The organism is Rahnella woolbedingensis (genome assembly GCF_003602095.1).
Taxonomy (GTDB): Bacteria; Pseudomonadota; Gammaproteobacteria; order Enterobacterales; family Enterobacteriaceae; genus Rahnella; species Rahnella woolbedingensis.
In genome coordinates, this window is sequence record NZ_RAHH01000016.1 from 75,453 (window position 1) to 93,288 (window position 17,836).

17 protein-coding genes are annotated in these 17,836 nt (G+C 52.8%); 10 read left to right on the forward strand and 7 right to left on the reverse strand.

The features are described 5' to 3' along the window. Window positions 1-228: 228 nt before the first annotated feature. The 6 genes from D6C13_RS14735 to D6C13_RS14760 all read right to left on the reverse strand — a co-directional run bounded on the left by D6C13_RS14735 (window position 229) and on the right by D6C13_RS14760 (window position 4,424). Window positions 229-432: a hypothetical protein gene (locus D6C13_RS14735; RefSeq protein WP_120133480.1), complete on the reverse strand. Its 204-nt coding sequence runs from the start codon at window positions 430-432 to the stop codon at window positions 229-231. A gap of 169 nt (window positions 433-601) precedes the next feature. Next, window positions 602-1,573 (reverse strand): tRNA 5-methoxyuridine(34)/uridine 5-oxyacetic acid(34) synthase CmoB, encoded by a 972-nt coding sequence (cmoB, locus tag D6C13_RS14740; protein ID WP_120133481.1) that lies wholly within the window; start codon window positions 1,571-1,573, stop codon window positions 602-604. Further along, window positions 1,570-2,313, reverse strand: coding sequence for a carboxy-S-adenosyl-L-methionine synthase CmoA (cmoA, locus tag D6C13_RS14745; protein ID WP_120133482.1), 744 nt, complete (start codon window positions 2,311-2,313; stop codon window positions 1,570-1,572). The genes cmoB and cmoA overlap by 4 nt, the downstream gene beginning before the upstream one ends. Window positions 2,314-2,440: 127 nt before the next feature. Beyond that, on the reverse strand, window positions 2,441-2,836 hold the full coding sequence (locus D6C13_RS14750) for an MAPEG family protein (protein ID WP_120133483.1): 396 nt from the start codon (window positions 2,834-2,836) through the stop codon (window positions 2,441-2,443). A gap of 108 nt (window positions 2,837-2,944) precedes the next feature. Beyond that, window positions 2,945-3,763, reverse strand: coding sequence for a DUF72 domain-containing protein (locus D6C13_RS14755; protein ID WP_120133484.1), 819 nt, complete (start codon window positions 3,761-3,763; stop codon window positions 2,945-2,947). An 85-nt stretch (window positions 3,764-3,848) separates the two neighbouring features. After that, window positions 3,849-4,424: a hydrolase gene (locus D6C13_RS14760; RefSeq protein WP_120133485.1), complete on the reverse strand. Its 576-nt coding sequence runs from the start codon at window positions 4,422-4,424 to the stop codon at window positions 3,849-3,851. A 335-nt stretch (window positions 4,425-4,759) separates the two neighbouring features. Between D6C13_RS14760 and aspS the strand changes: the two genes are divergently transcribed. The 6 genes from aspS (at window position 4,760) to ruvB (ending at window position 10,121) form a co-directional block, all read left to right on the forward strand. Beyond that, entirely contained in the window at window positions 4,760-6,556 is a 1,797-nt protein-coding gene (aspS, locus tag D6C13_RS14765; RefSeq protein ID WP_120133486.1) for an aspartate--tRNA ligase, read from the forward strand. After that, complete coding sequence (nudB, locus tag D6C13_RS14770; RefSeq protein ID WP_120133487.1) at window positions 6,556-7,002, forward strand: dihydroneopterin triphosphate diphosphatase; 447 nt, start codon at window positions 6,556-6,558, stop codon at window positions 7,000-7,002. The genes aspS and nudB overlap by 1 nt, the downstream gene beginning before the upstream one ends. Before the next feature lie 25 nt (window positions 7,003-7,027). Further along, window positions 7,028-7,771: a YebC/PmpR family DNA-binding transcriptional regulator gene (locus D6C13_RS14775; RefSeq protein WP_013575035.1), complete on the forward strand. Its 744-nt coding sequence runs from the start codon at window positions 7,028-7,030 to the stop codon at window positions 7,769-7,771. A 110-nt stretch (window positions 7,772-7,881) separates the two neighbouring features. Next, window positions 7,882-8,403, forward strand: a complete 522-nt coding sequence (gene ruvC / locus D6C13_RS14780) for a crossover junction endodeoxyribonuclease RuvC (RefSeq protein ID WP_120133488.1) — start codon at window positions 7,882-7,884, stop codon at window positions 8,401-8,403. An 87-nt stretch (window positions 8,404-8,490) separates the two neighbouring features. Continuing rightward, window positions 8,491-9,105: a Holliday junction branch migration protein RuvA gene (ruvA, locus tag D6C13_RS14785; RefSeq protein WP_120133519.1), complete on the forward strand. Its 615-nt coding sequence runs from the start codon at window positions 8,491-8,493 to the stop codon at window positions 9,103-9,105. 8 nt (window positions 9,106-9,113) lie between these two features. Continuing rightward, complete coding sequence (gene ruvB, locus D6C13_RS14790; protein ID WP_120133489.1) at window positions 9,114-10,121, forward strand: Holliday junction branch migration DNA helicase RuvB; 1,008 nt, start codon at window positions 9,114-9,116, stop codon at window positions 10,119-10,121. A 64-nt stretch (window positions 10,122-10,185) separates the two neighbouring features. On the opposite strand, the gene D6C13_RS14795 is transcribed toward ruvB, so the two are convergent. Then, complete coding sequence (locus D6C13_RS14795; RefSeq protein WP_120133490.1) at window positions 10,186-12,564, reverse strand: glycoside hydrolase family 3 N-terminal domain-containing protein; 2,379 nt, start codon at window positions 12,562-12,564, stop codon at window positions 10,186-10,188. Window positions 12,565-12,825: 261 nt separating this feature from the next. Here D6C13_RS14795 and D6C13_RS14800 point away from each other — a divergent pair, with 261 nt between their 5' ends. The 4 genes from D6C13_RS14800 to D6C13_RS14815 all read left to right on the forward strand — a co-directional run bounded on the left by D6C13_RS14800 (window position 12,826) and on the right by D6C13_RS14815 (window position 17,778). Further along, window positions 12,826-13,341 (forward strand): RrF2 family transcriptional regulator, encoded by a 516-nt coding sequence (locus tag D6C13_RS14800; protein ID WP_120133491.1) that lies wholly within the window; start codon window positions 12,826-12,828, stop codon window positions 13,339-13,341. A 171-nt stretch (window positions 13,342-13,512) separates the two neighbouring features. After that, window positions 13,513-14,175: an FMN-dependent NADH-azoreductase gene (locus tag D6C13_RS14805; RefSeq protein ID WP_120133492.1), complete on the forward strand. Its 663-nt coding sequence runs from the start codon at window positions 13,513-13,515 to the stop codon at window positions 14,173-14,175. A gap of 308 nt (window positions 14,176-14,483) precedes the next feature. Continuing rightward, a complete protein-coding gene (bglF, locus tag D6C13_RS14810) occupies window positions 14,484-16,358 on the forward strand; it encodes a PTS beta-glucoside transporter subunit IIABC (RefSeq protein WP_120133493.1) in 1,875 nt (624 codons plus the stop codon). A gap of 22 nt (window positions 16,359-16,380) precedes the next feature. After that, window positions 16,381-17,778, forward strand: coding sequence for a glycoside hydrolase family 1 protein (locus D6C13_RS14815; RefSeq protein ID WP_120133494.1), 1,398 nt, complete (start codon window positions 16,381-16,383; stop codon window positions 17,776-17,778). The last annotated feature ends 58 nt before the right edge of the window (window positions 17,779-17,836 follow it).

A 17,836-nucleotide genomic window follows, 5' to 3' on the forward strand; every position in this document is an offset into this window, starting at 1 on the left:
GCCAAGCATTCCCGCTTTTACGACCAGACACATAACAAAAAGACCCAAAACGATGACGGCGCGGTCCATGAGGAAACGAATTCTTCTGCGCATTGATTTCTCCGCGAAATAATCGCGTACTGATAAATTGGTTGGCCGAATTTATACACGAAATACTATCAATCAATCCAATGTTATAACGTCAAAACGCGAAGCTTTACAAAGGGCTGTGACAGGCGGGTAAAACTGCTACTTTTCGTAGAAGTTTTTTATTCTGATCGCGACGTCAATATTAGCCCAGTGTAATTCGTCTTCTTTGTGCAGACTGCTGCTGCCATCTTCCCAGGAGACGAAATAGGACACGGTGCCTGTTTGTGATTCGAAGGTATTCATGACGTTACCTTTGATATCTCCGGATCTGTGTTTAACGATGCTGCCCTTAGGGAATTTCATACTTCCTCCCAAAACGTTAACGACGATCTCTGTCAGAACAAACAGATAGCCTCAACAAAGATTAGACCTTTTTACGGCGCGATGTACAGGGCTGCGTGGCTGAAAGTGGGGATAAAGTGTGAGATTTAACGTCCGCCAGACGGGGAGATTGTCTGGCGGAAGGGGGATGTTATGGCTTGCGGGCAATAAGCAGGGCGCGACGCGGCGCCGGATAGCCTTCGATAGTTTTGGTCGGGTCATTGGGATCGAGGAATTCAGCCAGAGATTCGCTGGTCATCCAGTCGGTGCGACGTTGTTCTTCAAGCGTGGTAACGCTGACATCGGCAATGCGCACATCGACAAATCCACATTTGATCAGCCAGTTTTTCAGCGCCGCTGCGGAAGGGATGAAATAGATATTCCCCATCTGCGCGTAACGGTCACCCGGCACCAGCACCTGCTCGCTGTCGCCTTCAATCACTAAGGTTTCCAGCACCAGCTCGCCATCGCTGACCAGCTGATTTTTCAGTTGCAGAAGGTGATCCAGCGGCGAACGACGATGGTACAAAACGCCCATCGAGAAGACAGTATCAAATGCGTTCAGCTCCGGTAACTGCTCGATGCCCAGCGGCAAGAGATGCGCACGCTGATCGCCGCCCAGCAATTTACGCACGGCCTCGAACTGGCACAGAAACAGTTGCATTGGATCGATACCCACCGCCAAATGCGCACCTGCACCGATCATGCGCCACATGTGGTATCCGCTGCCGCAACCGACATCGAGAATGGTACGGCCAGCCAGGGAAGAGATGTGCGGCAGAACGCGATCCCATTTCCAGTCTGAACGCCATTCGGTATTAATTTCAACGTCGTACAGCGAGAATGGCCCTTTGCGCCACGGCATCATATTGCGCAGCAGGTTTTCAATACCTTCGCGCTGACCGGCAGGCAAAGGTATTTCCATACTGGCGCTGACGCTGTGCAGCAAATCCAGTCGTTCGGGCTGCAACAGCGGCAGACGATCGACGGAGTTAAACCACAGTTTGAATTTGCCGTGCAGGGATTCTTTCTGCCAGGCGGTCAGCTGCGATGGCAGGGTATTAAGCCACGGACTCAGCGGCCCTTTGGCGATAACGCGATAAAAATCACCGAAATCAATCATTCTGCTGCTCCGGCTTTCAGCGCAATCAGTGAGCCAAAGTTAAAGCACTGGAACCAGACTTCCGTATGCTGGAAACCGGCCTGATGCAGGCGGGCTTTATGCGTTTCAACGGAATCGGTCAGCATGACGTTTTCCAACATGCTGCGTTTCTGGCTGATTTCGAGTTCGCTGTAGCCGTTCGCACGTTTGAAATCGTGATGCATATTGAACAGCAACTCGCCGACATCTTTATCTTCAAAACTGAATTTCTCAGACAGCACCAGCGCCGCACCCGGACGCATGCCCTGACAGACTTGATTCAGCAAGCGCTGACGGTCATCCGGCTCAAGGAACTGTAACGTAAAGTTGAGCACCACCATCGAGGCATTTTTCAGCTCGATATCCAGAATATCGGATTCAATCACGGTGACCGGCGTTTCTGCGCGGAAAGCATCAATATGGCGGCGGCAGCGTTCCACCATGGCGGGGGAGTTATCGACAGCAATGATTTCGCAGCCCTGAACCTTGATGTTGCGACGCATGGAAAGCGTAGCAGCACCCAGCGAGCAGCCCAGATCATAAACGTTAGAGTCGGGCTGAACGAAGCGCTCGGCGAGCATGCCAATCATTGAAATAATGTTGGAATAGCCCGGAACAGAGCGTTGGATCATGTCAGGGAAAACTTCAGCAACGCGTTCGTCGAACGTCCAGTCGCCCAGCTTATCTATTGGTGCAGAAAACAGCGTATCGTGGTTTGCCATAGCGGTGAGTCAGGCCAAAAAGAGTGTGGGTAAAAAAGTTGAGGGCAGATTTTAGCAGATACTGGCGCAGGCAGATACCTGCGCGCTCGGGTGTTGATGCAAAACAGCGGCTAAAAAGCGGGGCAGGTCAGTCAAAGTTCAGAAATTGTGACCACGGCAAATAGATAATATTGACTACCACCATCAGCACCAGTGAGATATACGTCGCGGCCATGCCGTTACGGCGCCAGAGAAATTCACGGTTTTTCAGCCCGTAATAATGGAACAACCGGCCGAGGATCAGCAGGATACCGCAGGCGTGGACTGTCCAGATCGCGGCACCGTTCATTTCCATAAACAGCAGCAGTAAACAGCCGATCGGCAGATATTCTACGGCGTTGCCGTGTACGCGGATGGCAGTTTGTAATTCGTAGGATCCTCCGTCACCGGTGGCAATGCGGTATTGCATCCGCAGGCGGACAACATCGAAAGAGAGTTTGATCAAAAGTATGGCAGCAAGCACGACGTATAACGCGCTAATCATGATGACTTCCTTGGTTAATCCCTGTTTTCAGGCGGAAAAATTTCCTTCCGCTACGCGCCTATAATAACGGGCTGCCGTATCACTGTCGTCATGAAATCATGAAAATTCTCAGAACAGGGTGTCCTGTTCCGGCCAGTCAGGCGCGGGCTGGACAGACGGCATTCGCCGGTGCAAATCCTGCCACAGGCTGCGTGCCTGCTGCGGGGCGTCGGTGCAGTCAGGTGTGTGGATAAACAAATAGGGCGCTAATCCCTGAGTTTGCCAGTCGTCGAGTTTTGTAATCCACTGGCTGAACAGCGGGCGGTTGGCCTCCAGACTGTCGCCACCGATAAAACGCACAATCGGGCGCGATGACGTCACCACTGCGTGCAGCGGCAGCACCGGTTTTTTACGTTTAGCTTCGAGCACTGCTTCGGTGGTGGATTTTGAGCTGTGAACAGGACGGCTGTCGAGAATGGCGCGGTTTATCCCGCGCTGATGTAAGCCCTGATTCAGTGCGCGTTCTTCTTCACCTTTATTGAAAAAATCCTGATGGCGCACTTCGACGCCGTAATCGAAACCGGCGGGCAGGGCATCCAGAAATTGCCATAAGCGGTCGAGATGAGCGGGTGCGAACGTGGCTGGCAGTTGCAGCCAGAACTGGCCGATGCGTTCACCGAGCGGTTCGAGCGTACGGTAAAACAGGTCGACGTTTTCCTGACAGTTTGCCAGCGCGGCTTTATGGCTGATATCGGAAGGGAATTTGAAACAAAAGCGAAAAGATTCCGGCGTCATATCCCGCCAGCGCATCACCACTTCCTGTTTAGGCAGCGCGTAAAAGGTGGTATTGCCCTCGACACAATTGAAGTACCGCGCGTAATCGGCCAGATCACGCAAACCGATTTTTGCCCAGGCGTTGTGGTGCCATTGCGGTAAACCAATATACATAGCGCTGCTCCCTGTTTTCTGAGCCGGACTCCAAATAAAACGCCGCCTCGGCGGGCGGCGTTCAGGCAAGAAAATCAGGGTAACGTTACTCTGGCAGAGCGGCAAGCACTTCGGCAGTTGAACGTACGCGACTGATACGCGGGAAGATAAACTGCACGCTGGACTGGTGATGGTCATTGTTATGCGCGCTGCACGCATCTTCAGCGATCACCAGTTCATAGCCGTGTTCCCAGGCATTGCGTGCGGTGGATTCTACGCCGATGTTGGTGGAAATACCGGCCAGCACGATGCTTTTGATACCGCGGCGGCGCAGTTGCAGATCAAGATCTGTGCCGTAGAACGCGCCCCACTGGCGCTTAACGACCAGCAGATCGCTGTCTGTCACGCCCAGCTGTTCCGGGAATTCCCACCAGCTTGCTGGCAAACCGCCTTCCGGTGCAGCCGCAGGGATATCAACAGGTTGTTTCAGCGCTTCGTCGAAAGAATCAGACCAGCCCACGCGAACCATGACGACCGGCGCGCCCAGTTTACGGAAACGGGTTGTCAGTTCAGTGGCGTTATCCAGCACTTGCTGCGCGGTGTGCGGGCCGCCAGCGAACGGTAAAATCCCTTTCTGTAAGTCGATCAGCACCAGTGCGGTGGTTTTTGGGTCAAGTTTCATGTGTAGCTCCCGGTTTTCAATATGGATAATGAGAGAAAGGAATCATTTACGTCGTGTACAAAGGGGATTGCGCGAGTCTATTCTAACGGGAAGACCGTAATGAGATAATTTTGTTAAATTATGTGTAGCTTGCAACACGAAAGAATTTCCGCCTCAGTGTTGATCTGTTCGCACTTATCCTTCGCCGGAAATTCCTTTATAATAGCCGCCTTTTTTCGATCTGAATAAAACCCATTCGACACGCTGCTGAGTTTTGCGGCGAGCGACCAGAGTCAATAACCGTTTCTGTGCCTGTGCGCCATGAGGCCGGGTAGTGGGATCAAAAGGATACCGTTATGCGTACTGTATATTGTGGAAAACTAAATGCGTCCAATGTGGGCCAGGAAGTAACATTGTGTGGCTGGGTTAACCGTCGCCGCGATTTGGGTGGTTTGATTTTCATCGATATGCGTGACCGCGAAGGCATCGTTCAGGTTTTCTTCGACCCGGATCAGGCAGAAGCCTACAAACTGGCGTCTGAATTGCGTAACGAGTTCTGCATCCAGCTGACCGGTACCGTGCGTGCGCGTCCTGAAAGCCAGTTCAACAAAGACATGGCGACCGGGGAAGTGGAAGTGTTCGCCAGCAATCTGAACATCATCAACCGTTCAGAATCATTGCCGCTGGACTCCAACCACGTCAACACCGAAGAAGCGCGTCTGAAATACCGCTATCTGGATTTGCGTCGCCCTGAAATGGCTAACCGACTGAAAGCGCGTGCAAAAATCACCAGCCTCGTGCGTCGTTTCATGGACAGCCATGACTTCCTCGACATCGAAACCCCGATGCTCACCAAAGCCACGCCGGAAGGTGCGCGTGACTATCTGGTGCCAAGCCGTGTGCACAAAGGCAAATTCTACGCCTTGCCGCAGTCTCCTCAGCTGTTCAAACAGCTGCTGATGATGTCCGGTTTTGATCGTTACTATCAGATTGTTAAATGCTTCCGTGACGAAGATTTACGTGCTGACCGTCAGCCAGAATTCACCCAGATCGACGTGGAAACCTCCTTCATGAGCGCTGAACAAGTGCGTGAAGTGATGGAAAAACTGGCCCGCGAACTGTGGCAGGAAATCAAAGGTGTGGACTTGGGCGATTTCCCGATCATGACCTTTGCAGAAGCGATGCGTCGTTTCGGTTCCGATAAACCAGACCTGCGTAACCCGATGGAAATGGTCGACGTAGCGGACCTGATGAAAAACATCGAGTTCAAAGTGTTTGCTGATCCGGCCAACGATCCGAAAGGCCGCGTGGCTGCGCTGCGCGTGCCGGGCGGTGCTTCCCTGAGCCGTAAACAAATCGACGAATACGCGAAATTCATCGAAATCTACGGCGCGAAAGGCCTGGCTTACATCAAAGTGAATGAAGTGGCGAAAGGTCTGGAAGGTATCCAGAGCCCGGTCGCGAAATTCCTGAACGAAGAACTGTTGTCTGCGTTGATCGAACGTACCGGCGCACAAGATGGCGACATGATCTTCTTCGGCGCAGCCAGCGCGAAGATTGTCACTGACGCGATTGGTGCACTTCGCCTGAAAGTTGGCCGTGACCTGAAAATCACCAAAGAAGACATGTGGGCTCCGCTGTGGGTTATTGACTTCCCGATGTTTGAAGACACCGACGAAGGCGGTCTGAGCGCCATGCACCACCCGTTTACTGCGCCAAAACAAATGAGCGCACAAGAGCTGGCGGCAAATCCGGTTTCTGCTATCGCCAACGCGTACGACATGGTCATCAACGGCTACGAAGTCGGCGGCGGTTCGGTGCGTATTCACCGCAGCGAAATGCAGCAGACCGTGTTCAATATTCTGGGGATTAACGAACACGAACAGCGCGAGAAATTCGGCTTCCTGCTCGACGCCCTGAAATACGGTACACCTCCGCACGCGGGTCTGGCATTTGGTCTGGATCGTCTGGTGATGTTGCTGACCGGTACGGACAACATCCGTGACGTCATCGCGTTCCCGAAAACCACGGCCGCTGCGTGTCTGATGACCGAAGCGCCAAGCTTTGCAAATCCGGCTTCACTGCTGGAGCTGGGCATTGCGGTGGTGGCGAAAAAAGAAGTGACGCCAGACACAAATACAGAGAATAACTAATGAGCTATAAGCGTCCTGAGTCGATACTGTGCGTCATCTACGCCAGAAATACCGGCCGGGTGCTGATGCTTCAACGAAAGGATGACCCGAATTTTTGGCAGTCGGTAACCGGCAGTCTGGAAGGCGGGGAATCCCCGAATCAAACCACGCAGCGGGAAGTCATGGAAGAGGTCGGTATCGACATTGCAGGTGAAAACCTGACTCTTCAGGACTGCCACCGCTGCGAGGATTTTGAAATATTTGCGCATTTGCGCCATCGCTATGCTCCCGGCGTGACGCGTAACAAAGAACACTGGTTCTGTCTGGCGTTACCCGATGAGCGTGATGTGGAACTCACCGAACATCATGCATACCGGTGGCTCGATAAACCCGCAGCGGCAGCGCTGACGGTGTCTCCGAGTAACCAGCAGGCGATTGAAGAATTTGTAAACTATTCGGTCTGTTAAGACTTAAGACTTTTTGGAGATATTTATGGCAGGTCACAGTAAGTGGGCCAACACTAAGCACCGCAAAGCGGCGCAAGATTCTAAACGCGGCAAAATTTTCACTAAAATCATTCGCGAGCTGGTCACAGCGGCACGTCTGGGTGGCGGCGATGCGGGTTCTAACCCACGTCTGCGCGCAGCAATTGATAAAGCGCTGTCAAACAACATGACCCGCGATACCCTCAACCGTGCCATCGCACGTGGTGTGGGCGGTGACGAAGACACCAACATGGAAACCATCATTTATGAAGGTTACGGCCCGGGTGGCTCCGCCATCATGGTTGAATGCCTGAGTGATAACCGCAACCGTACCGTGGCAGAAGTGCGTCATGCCTTCACCAAAACCGGTGGCAACCTGGGTACCGACGGTTCCGTGGCTTATCTGTTCTCCAAAAAAGGCGTGATTACTTTCGCTCCTGGTCTGGATGAGGATGTGCTGATGGAAGCCGCGCTGGAAGCGGGCGCAGAAGACATCATTTCTTACGATGACGGCGCTATCGATGTATTCACAGCCTGGGAAAATCTGGGTGAAGTGAAAGATGCGCTGGAAGCGGCCGGTTACAAAGCCGATTCCGCAGAAGTCACCATGATCCCATCGACCAAAGCCGACATGGATGCAGAAACTGCACCTAAACTGTTGCGCCTGATCGATATGCTGGAAGATTGTGACGATGTGCAGGAGGTTTACCACAACGGTGAAATCTCCGACGAGATCGCAGAAACTCTGTAATCTCAGTGCCGCCGGTGGTCACCACCGGCCGGCTATCCTGTTGTCCCACAGCAGTTTATACTCTCCCCAACTTTCCAAAAAAAAACGACAACACAAGGCGTTGACTGGCTATGGCTATTATTCTGGGGATCGACCCCGGTTCGCGTATTACCGGCTATGGCATTATCCGCCAGACAGGGCGTCAGCTCAGCTATCTCGGCAGCGGCTGTATCCGCACCGTTGTGGATGATATGCCGGGGCGTCTGAAACTGATTTATGCCGGTGTGTCGGAAATCATTACCCAATTTCAGCCCGATTTTTTTGCCATCGAATCAGTGTTTATGGCGAAGAATGCTGACTCGGCTTTAAAGCTCGGACAGGCACGCGGCGCGGCGATTGTCGCTGCTGTAAATCAGGATTTGCCGGTGTTCGAATATGCGGCGAGACAGGTCAAACAGACCGTTGTAGGCACCGGCGCGGCTGAAAAAACGCAGGTTCAGCATATGGTGCGCTCTATACTGAAATTACCTGCCAATCCGCAGGCCGATGCCGCCGATGCGCTGGCGATTGCGATCACGCATTGCCACATGAGCCAGAACGCAATTCGACTCAGCTCAGACAAGTTACAGATGGCGCGCGGACGTATGCGATAGACGCCGCAACTCTATTAAGCTGGATATTCATCCAGCCTTTTTTATGATATAAACATCGCTGCTTTTGACCTGATAAGGAAAATGAACGTGATAGGCAGATTACGAGGCATTATTCTGGAAAAACAGCCCCCTTTGGTGCTGCTTGAAACCAACGGCGTGGGCTATGAAGTGCATATGCCGATGACCTGTTTTTACGAATTGCCGGAGCTGGGTCAGGAAGCTGTCATCTTCACGCAATTTATCGTCCGTGAAGATGCCCAGTTGCTCTACGGATTCAACGATAAACAAGAGCGCGCGCTGTTCCGGGAACTGATTAAAGTCAACGGCGTGGGGCCAAAGCTGGCACTGGCAATTCTGTCAGGCATGTCGGCACAGCAGTTTGTCAGTGCGGTAGAAAAGGAAGAAATCACCGCATTAATTAAGTTACCTGGCGTCGGTAAGAAAACCGCAGAACGCCTGGTCGTCGAAATGAAAGACCGCTTTAAAGGATTAAACGGTGATCTATTTAACAATCATACTGATATCACGCTACCTGCATCGGCGTCGAAAGCTAAAGAATCTGACGCTGAAGGCGAAGCCGTCGCAGCGCTGATATCCCTCGGATATAAACCGCCGGAAGCCAGCCGCATGATCAGCAAAGTGGCGAAGCCGGGTGCAGAATCTGAAACGTTGATTAGAGAAGCGCTGCGCGCAGCGCTGTGAGGTAAACGATGATTGAAGCTGACCGCCTGATTTCTTCCGAAGTCTTTAGTGAAGAAGAAGTCATTGACCGTGCGATCCGCCCGAAACTGCTCAGCGAATACGTTGGGCAGCCACACGTGCGCTCGCAGATGGAAATCTTTATTCAGGCGGCTAAGCAACGTAAAGATGCGCTCGATCACCTGTTGATTTTCGGACCTCCGGGGCTGGGTAAAACCACGCTGGCTAACATTGTGGCGAACGAAATGGGCGTGAATCTGCGCACCACTTCAGGACCCGTGCTGGAAAAGGCCGGTGATCTGGCTGCAATGCTGACCAATCTTGAGCCGCACGACGTGCTGTTCATCGATGAAATCCACCGTCTGTCGCCGGTGGTTGAAGAAATTCTGTATCCGGCGATGGAAGATTATCAGCTGGATATCATGATTGGCGAAGGTCCTGCCGCGCGATCTATCAAACTTGATTTGCCTCCGTTTACCCTGATTGGCGCCACCACCCGCGCCGGTTCCTTAACGTCGCCGCTGCGTGACCGTTTCGGTATCGTGCAGCGTCTGGAGTTCTATCAGGTCGCAGATTTGCAGCACATCGTCGGGCGCAGTGCGACCTGTCTCGGGCTGGAATTGTCGGAAGAGGGCGCACATCAGATTGCCCGCCGTTCACGTGGTACACCGCGTATTGCCAACCGCTTATTACGGCGCGTGCGTGACTTTGCGGAAGTGAAAGGTGACGGCACTATTAATGGCGATGTGGCAAACGGCGCGCTGGATATGCTGGATGTCGATGCCGAAGGTTTCGATTATATGGACCGCAAACTGCTGCTGGCGATTATCGACAAGTTCACAGGCGGGCCGGTGGGGCTGGATAACTTAGCCGCGGCGATTGGTGAAGAGCGCGAGACGATTGAAGACGTCATCGAACCGTTCCTGATCCAGCAGGGCTTTATTCAGCGCACACCGCGCGGTCGCATGGCGACTAATCATGCGTACAAGCACTTCGGGATAACCAGAGAATCTGAATAACCGGTTTGCAGTGCATAAAAGAACGGACGCCCTGTGCGTCCGTTTTGCATTTCGTTATCCGAAATTACTGGCTCACTTCACAACGGCTGAGCATCCGCCAGTCACGCGGTAACTCACGCACTTCACCCGCCAGAATCACTTTGCCGGTGGCATGAATATCCGCGCTTGATGATCCCACCTGCACCTCGGCAAAACCGGGCTCGACGATGCGCTTACCCGCGTGACCGGTGAAATTGAGCATATCAGTCGGAATGCTGAAGCTGAGCGTCGCGGTTTGTCCGGCTTCCAGTTCAACGCGCTCAAAAGCTTTCAGCTCCTGCACCGGACGCACCACCGTTGCCACGCAGTCACGCAGATAAACCTGCACCACTTCGCTGCCTGCCTGAGAACCGGTATTGGTGATTTTAATTTGTACCGAAATATCCCCGTTGTCGATGGCGACCGGGTGCTGATTCAGTTGCAAATCGTGATAGCGGAACGTGGTGCCGCTCAGTCCGTAGCCAAACGGGTATCTGGCACCAAAGTGGAACGCAATCGGCGTGCCGCCACTTTTCAGTTTGTGGTTGTAATAATACGGCATAGCACCGGCGCTTTTCGGCACGGAAACCACCAGCCTTCCGGACGGTGCCTCTTTGCCGCTGATAATGTCGACAATTGCCCGCCCGCCTTCCTGACCGGGCGCAAACGCCATCAGGAACCCGGCGATTTTTTCCTCCAGTCCGCCAAGAGAATACGGGCGGCCGCCGGTCATCACCACAATGGTCGGCTTACCGGTCGCGACAATCTCCTCCAGCATCTGCTGCTGAACCCCCGGCAGTTGCAGGCTGTCCGTATCAGAGCCTTCGCCGACGGTGCCGCTCTGGAATAATCCCGCCAGATCGCCGACAAACACCAGCGCGACATCACTTTCCTGTGCCAGTTTTACGGCCTGCGGGATAAGCGCAGTGTTCAGTGACACGGGTGAACTTTGCATCGGTGTCGCGGCATCACCCGGAAAGACCGGTGCGCCCGCCGTGCGCTTTTCGAGAATATGACAGCCTTTGGCATAACGAATATTTTGTTCGCCGTAAGCTGCACGCAAGGCCTGTAACGGCGTGGTGACCTGTTCCGTCTGGGCTTCCATTTCGCTGATGATCAGATGCACCGGAAAACTGTAACCGCTGAGCAAGGCCAGCGGATCGTCTGCCGTCGGGCCGATGACTGCAATTTTCTGACCGGATTTCGGCTTCAGCGGCAGGATGCCGCTATTTTCCAGCAGGGTGATGGAACGCACAGCGGCTTTCCAGGCCAGTTCACGCGTGGCGGGTTGTTGCAATTGTGGCTGCGGCTCAATGGCGTAAGGCTGTTCAAACAGGCCAAGGCGAAATTTCTCTGTCAGCACGCGCGTAACAATCTCATCAATTTTCGCCATGCCGATAAGACCCCGCGAAACTGCATCGGCCAGATGTTGCGCGCAATCGCCTTTCGGTAATTCGATATCCAGTCCGGCATTGAACGACAGCGCTGCGGATTCGGCGTCATCATGGCTGACACCATGATGCTGATGCAGCAGGCTGACACCGCCGTAATCGGCAACAATCAGGCCATCGAATCCCCACTGCTCGCGCAATATTTCGGTCAGCAGGAAGTGGTCACTGTGACACGGCTGGCCGTCAATATCGTGATAAGCCGGCATCACTGAACCGGCATTCGCCAGTTTTACCGCCATCTCAAACGGCAGCAGGAAAGTGTCATTCAGCTCGCGAAAACCCAGATGTACCGGCGCATGATTGCGGGCTCCTTCGCTGAATGAATGTCCGACATAATGTTTCAGCGTGGCCAGCAGATCCCGTTTTTCGCCCTGCAAACCGCGCACATACGCGCTCGCCATGACACCGACCAGATACGGGTCTTCACCAAACGTTTCTTCGGTACGTCCCCAACGGACATCACGGGAAACGTCCAGCACCGGCGCCAGGCCCTGATGGCAACCGACGCTTTGTGCTTCCTCGCGGATAGCGCCAGCAATCTGCTCCATCAGTTGCGGATCCCACGTCGAGGCATAGCTCAGGGAAGAGGGGAACAGCGTCGCATCTTTGCATAATAAACCCACCAGACATTCTTCATGGAACATCGCAGGAATACCCAGGCGCGTTTCTTCCACCAGCATTTTTTGCAGCCGGTTCAGCGCGCGCACGCCTTCTGCCGGGCTGACCACGTGCGTTCCCAGAGGTCGTGTGATTTGTCCTGCACCCAGCGCCAGTTGCTCCTCCAGCGCCAAAGTTTGTTTATGTCCGGCAAAATCATCGCTCAGATCGGACCGTTCTCTGTGTTTACCGTTACTGTCGAGGATCAGCCAGAACGCGTGCATCTGCGCGTATTTTTCGGCGGGCGTCATACGGGCAAGCAAGTCGGCGACGCGGGTCGCGACGGGCTGTGAGGCATCCTGATACAGGTGAGTCATCTTACATCTCCTTGTTTTATCAGACGGGAACGCAGGAATAACGCGCGGGAAAACGAAATATAAACAGAAGTATTGAGAATGGACTGCAGGTAAACAATTGAGGAAACGAATATGCATTTTACGTTTTTTAATTTTGTTTCCGGTTTGTGAGCAGGATCAGATTGAGGCATATCCGGCCTGAAACCTGCTTTTAGTGTTATTTGGCAGGTATCTGGTGTTTAATTAGGTGTCATCTGGTCTTAGTTAGGAGCACAACTTCGTATGTCTCATATCAGCGCCGGCGTCGAATACGCCCTGCATTGCCTGCTGTTTATCGCCGATCCGCAGGGAAAGGTAACGGATGCCAGCGTGCGCGATTTGTCAGAACTTCAGGGTGTTCCGTTCGATTATGTCGCTAAGTTGTTCACCAAACTGCATAAAGCAAAGCTTATCATCGCGACAGAAGGTGCGAAGGGTGGCATCCGTCTGGCGAGGCCACCGCAGGAAATCAGCGTGCTGGAAGTGGTAGATGCCATCGACGGGCGCAAAAAGCTTTTCGACTGCAAGGAAATCCGTAACCGTTGCGCGGTGTTCGAAGAAAATCCGCCGTCATGGGCGAGTTCTGGCCTTTGTGCCATACATGCGCTGATGATTGAAGCTGATGACAAAATGCGTGAAGTGCTCGCAGCACAAACGCTGGCCGGGCTGGCCTCACAGTTTGGCCGTAAAGCGCCGTCTGAGTTCGGTCAGCAAGTCATCCGCTGGCTGGGAGACAAAGGTTCCCGTCGTATCCTCTGATTAATTTCTTCTGATTTTTTCTCACTGGCACTTGCCAGCGGGGTATCTGTGGGCGTATTTTTAACTACGACAAAAATTATCCTAGTTATCCGGTGCTGGTCATAACAGCTTTAGTTAAAAGACAGCTTTAGTTAAAAGCACCGGAGATTATCCACGGCAAAAGGAAAAAACATGAAAATTCTACACGTTGATGCAAGTTCTAAATTTCACCAGTGGTCTAATTCCCGTGCGCTGGGGCGCTATTTCATTGAGCAGCTGCAACACAAAGGCGTTGAACTCGAGATTGATTATCTGGATGTCACTGAAGATGTGCAGCCGCACATTTCAGCAGAATTTGTACAGGCTACGTATACCCCGCAAGCCCAGCGTACTGACCGTATGCGCGAAGTGCTGGCAGAGTCTGATGCGCTGTGTCAGCGCGTGATGGCAGCGGATGCGCTGGTTTGCGCCATGCCGATGTATAACTGGACAATTCCTTCTACGTTCAAAACATTCATCGACAACATTATCCGTACCAATGTCACTTACAGTCTTCATGAAGACGGCAGTATTACTGGGAATCTGGGCGATAAGAAAGTGCTGTTTGTGACCACGCGCGGCGCAGATCTCGGGGAAGGCAGTCCGTTCGCTAACATGGATGCGATGACGCCGGTGCTGAGAAACACTTTTGGATTTATCGGCGTGGAAAATCCGTGGTTTGTGGACGCACAGCCTCTGCAATTCTCTGACGAAGCGGCGCGCGAAGCCGGGCTGAAAAAAGCACGCGAAGAGCTGGATGCAGTCTCCGAAGAGTGGGCAATGAGTCTGGTTTCTGCGGATGTCATCGTTGCCTGATATACGGTAAACCGCTTAACTGACGCTCAGGTACGGGCGTCGGTGAGCGCAAAATCTGAAGCCGATCACAATTTCATCATCCGGCGGATATTACGACTTGTTTCTGGCCGCGATTCGCCAGAGAATTCATTTCGAAAAGCAGGATTGTTACTGTCTGACAGGCAAAACCTAAACTTCTCGTTTTTTCGCATATCGCGAAGAAGCCGGAAGTTTAGGTTTTTTTTTGGCCTGAATTCAGGGGCCGGCCGCCCCTTTGAAATACAACGGCAATGTCGTGCACGACGCCATTACTCTGATGAGATAACACCATGGAATACAGTACATTAGCCGATGAAATTCTCCGCGGTGTGGGCGGAAAGGAAAACGTAGTCAGCGTGGTTCACTGCGCGACCCGTTTGCGTTTCAAACTGAGAAATACCAGTAAAGCGGATGCCGTCGGACTGAAAGAAAATCCCGGCGTAATCATGGTCGTGGAAAGCGGCGGCCAGTTTCAGGTGGTGATCGGCAACCACGTTGGTGCGGTGTATGAAGCGCTGGTCAAAGGCAGTGCGCTTTCTGACAGCGGCGACGATGACACCGGTGAAAAGGGCAGTTTGTTTGCCCGTGCGATTGACGTTATTTCAGGTATTTTTACGCCTTTCATCGGCATCATGGCCGCATCGGGGATCCTGAAAGGTTTTCTGGCGCTGGCACTGGCTCTTGGCTGGTTAAACCCCGAAAGCGGCACCTATAAAGTCTGGTTCGCGGCCAGCGATGCGATGTTCTACTTCTTCCCGCTGGTGATCGGTTTTACCGCCGGTAAAAAATTCGGCGGTAATCCGTTCGTCACCATGATGATTGGTGGCGCAATGGTGCATCCGCTGATGATTGCCGCTTTCGAGGCACAGCAACCGGGCGCGCAGGGCGAGCATTTCTTCGGTATTCCGCTGGTGTTTATCAATTATGCATCATCGGTTATTCCGGTAATTCTGGCCGCATGGGTTTCCTGCTGGCTGGAAAAACGGGCGATGAAAATATTGCCTTCTGCACTGCGTAATTTCATCACGCCGCTTATCTGCCTGATGGTGGTGGTGCCGCTGACCTTCCTGATTATCGGGCCTGTTGCAACCTGGGCCAGTCAGCAACTGGCTAATGGCTACCAGTTTGTGTATCACATCAGTCCGACGATTGCCGGTGCCTTCATGGGCGCACTGTGGCAGGTGTGTGTGATTTTCGGTCTGCACTGGGGACTGGTGCCGCTGATGATCAACAACTTCAGTATTCTCGGTCACGACACCATGATGCCGCTGTTATTACCGGCGGTGATGGGGCAGGTCGGGGCGGTCATTGGCGTGATGCTGCGTGCCAAAGATGCCCGCACTAAAGCGCTGGCGGGTTCAGCCATCAGTGCGGGGATTTTCGGCATCACAGAACCGGCAGTTTACGGCATCAACCTGCCGCGCCGCCGTCCGTTTATCTTCGGTTGCGCCGGTGGTGCAATGGGGGCCGCGATCCTCGGGCATTTCCAGACCACGGCGTATTCCTTCGGTTTCGCCAATATCTTTACCTTCACGCAGATTATTCCGCCGACAGGCTTTGATAAAACCGTCACGGCTGCGATTGCCGGGACGCTGATTGCGCTGGTATTTGCTGCGCTGGCTACTTATTTCTTCGGCATGAAAGAAGAAACCGCAGCGCCGGAAGTCACCGAAAAGGCCAAAGAGGATGCTGCACAGGCGCCCCGCGGGAAGACACTGATTGCCAGCCCGATGACCGGTGCTTGTATCGCACTCGACCAGGTTAAAGATCCGACTTTCGCCAGTGGTTTACTGGGCAAAGGCGTGGCGATTTTTCCGACCACCGGCCGCGTGGTTTCGCCGGTCAACGGCACCATCGCCTCGCTGTTTAAAACCCATCACGCCATCGGAATTGAATCTGACGACGGTGCAGAAATTCTGATCCACGTCGGCATCGATACGGTGAAGCTGGACGGCAAATTCTTTACGCCACACGTCGCGGTCGACGCGGTGGTGAAACAGGGCGATTTGTTGCTGGAATTCGATATGCAGGCCATTTCCGATGCCGGTTACGACCTGACGACGCCGGTGCTGGTTACCAACAGTGATGACTACCTTGATGTCATCCCGGCAGCCGTCGGTCAGGACGCCAGCGAACAAACGCCATTACTCACTTTATTACGATAACGACCCGAGCCAGGAGGTTCACATGAACAAGCAATTCCCAGACGGTTTCTTATGGGGCGGCGCAGTCGCAGCCAATCAGGTCGAAGGCGCATACCTGACGGATGGTAAAGGATTATCGACGTCTGACCTGCAACCGCAAGGCGTGTTTGGTCCGGTGCAGGAACGTGTTGAAGGCGATTTCGGCGTGAAAGATGTGGCGATCGATTTCTATCATCGCTATCCGGAAGATATGAAATTATTCGCCGAGATGGGCTTTACCGTACTGCGCACTTCAATTGCCTGGACGCGTATTTTTCCGCAGGGCGATGAATTACAGCCCAACGAAGCCGGTCTGGCATTTTACGACCGCCTGTTTGATGAAATGGCAAAATACGGTATCACACCGCTGGTGACGCTTTCTCACTACGAAATGCCGTACGGTATCGTGAAAAAACACGGTGGCTGGGGCAGCCGTGACACCATCGGTTTCTTTGAAAATTATGCCCGTACAGTGTTCACCCGCTACAAAGATAAGGTGAAACACTGGCTGACGTTCAACGAAATTAACATGTCGCTGCACGCGCCGTTTACCGGTGTCGGGTTGCCGGAAGACAGCAGCAGGCAGGAAATTTATCAGGCGATCCATCATCAGCTGGTGGCCAGCGCCAAAGCGGTCAAAGCCTGCCATGAAATTATTCCGGATGGCAAAATCGGTAATATGCTGCTCGGCGGAATGCTGTATCCGCTGACCTGTAAACCGGCCGATATGATGGAAACATTGCAACAAAACCGCGACTGGTTATTCTTTGGCGATGTGCAGGTTCGCGGTGCTTATCCGCCTTATATGAAGCGTTTCTTTAAAGATCGCGGCATGGAAATTAATATTACCGCAGAAGATAAAGCGGCACTGAAAGAAACCGTCGATTTTATTTCATTCAGTTATTATATGACCGGTTGTGTGACTACTGATGAAGAGCAAAATATTAAAGCGCGTGCCAATATATTAAATATGGTGCCGAACCCGCATCTGCAAAGTTCCGAATGGGGCTGGCAGATTGACCCTGTCGGTTTGCGTTTCTTAATGAATGAACTTTATGACCGTTACCAGAAACCATTATTTATTGTGGAAAATGGATTAGGTGCTCGCGATAAAGTCGAAGCCGACGGCAGCATCAACGACGATTATCGTATTGAGTACATCAACGACCATCTGGTGCAGGTACGCGAAGCCATTGAAGATGGCGTGGAAGTCCTGGGCTACACCAGCTGGGGGCCTATCGATCTGGTCAGCGCTTCAAAAGCCGAATTCTCCAAACGCTACGGATATATCTATGTTGACCGTGATGACCAGGGAAATGGCACGCTGGAGCGCCGTCGTAAGAAAAGTTTCTTCTGGTATAAAGACGTCATTGGTTCCAACGGTGCAGCATTAAATTCCTGATTGGTTATTTTATTTTTATAACAAACACGTTCTAAATAAAAAATAACCTCTGCGGCTT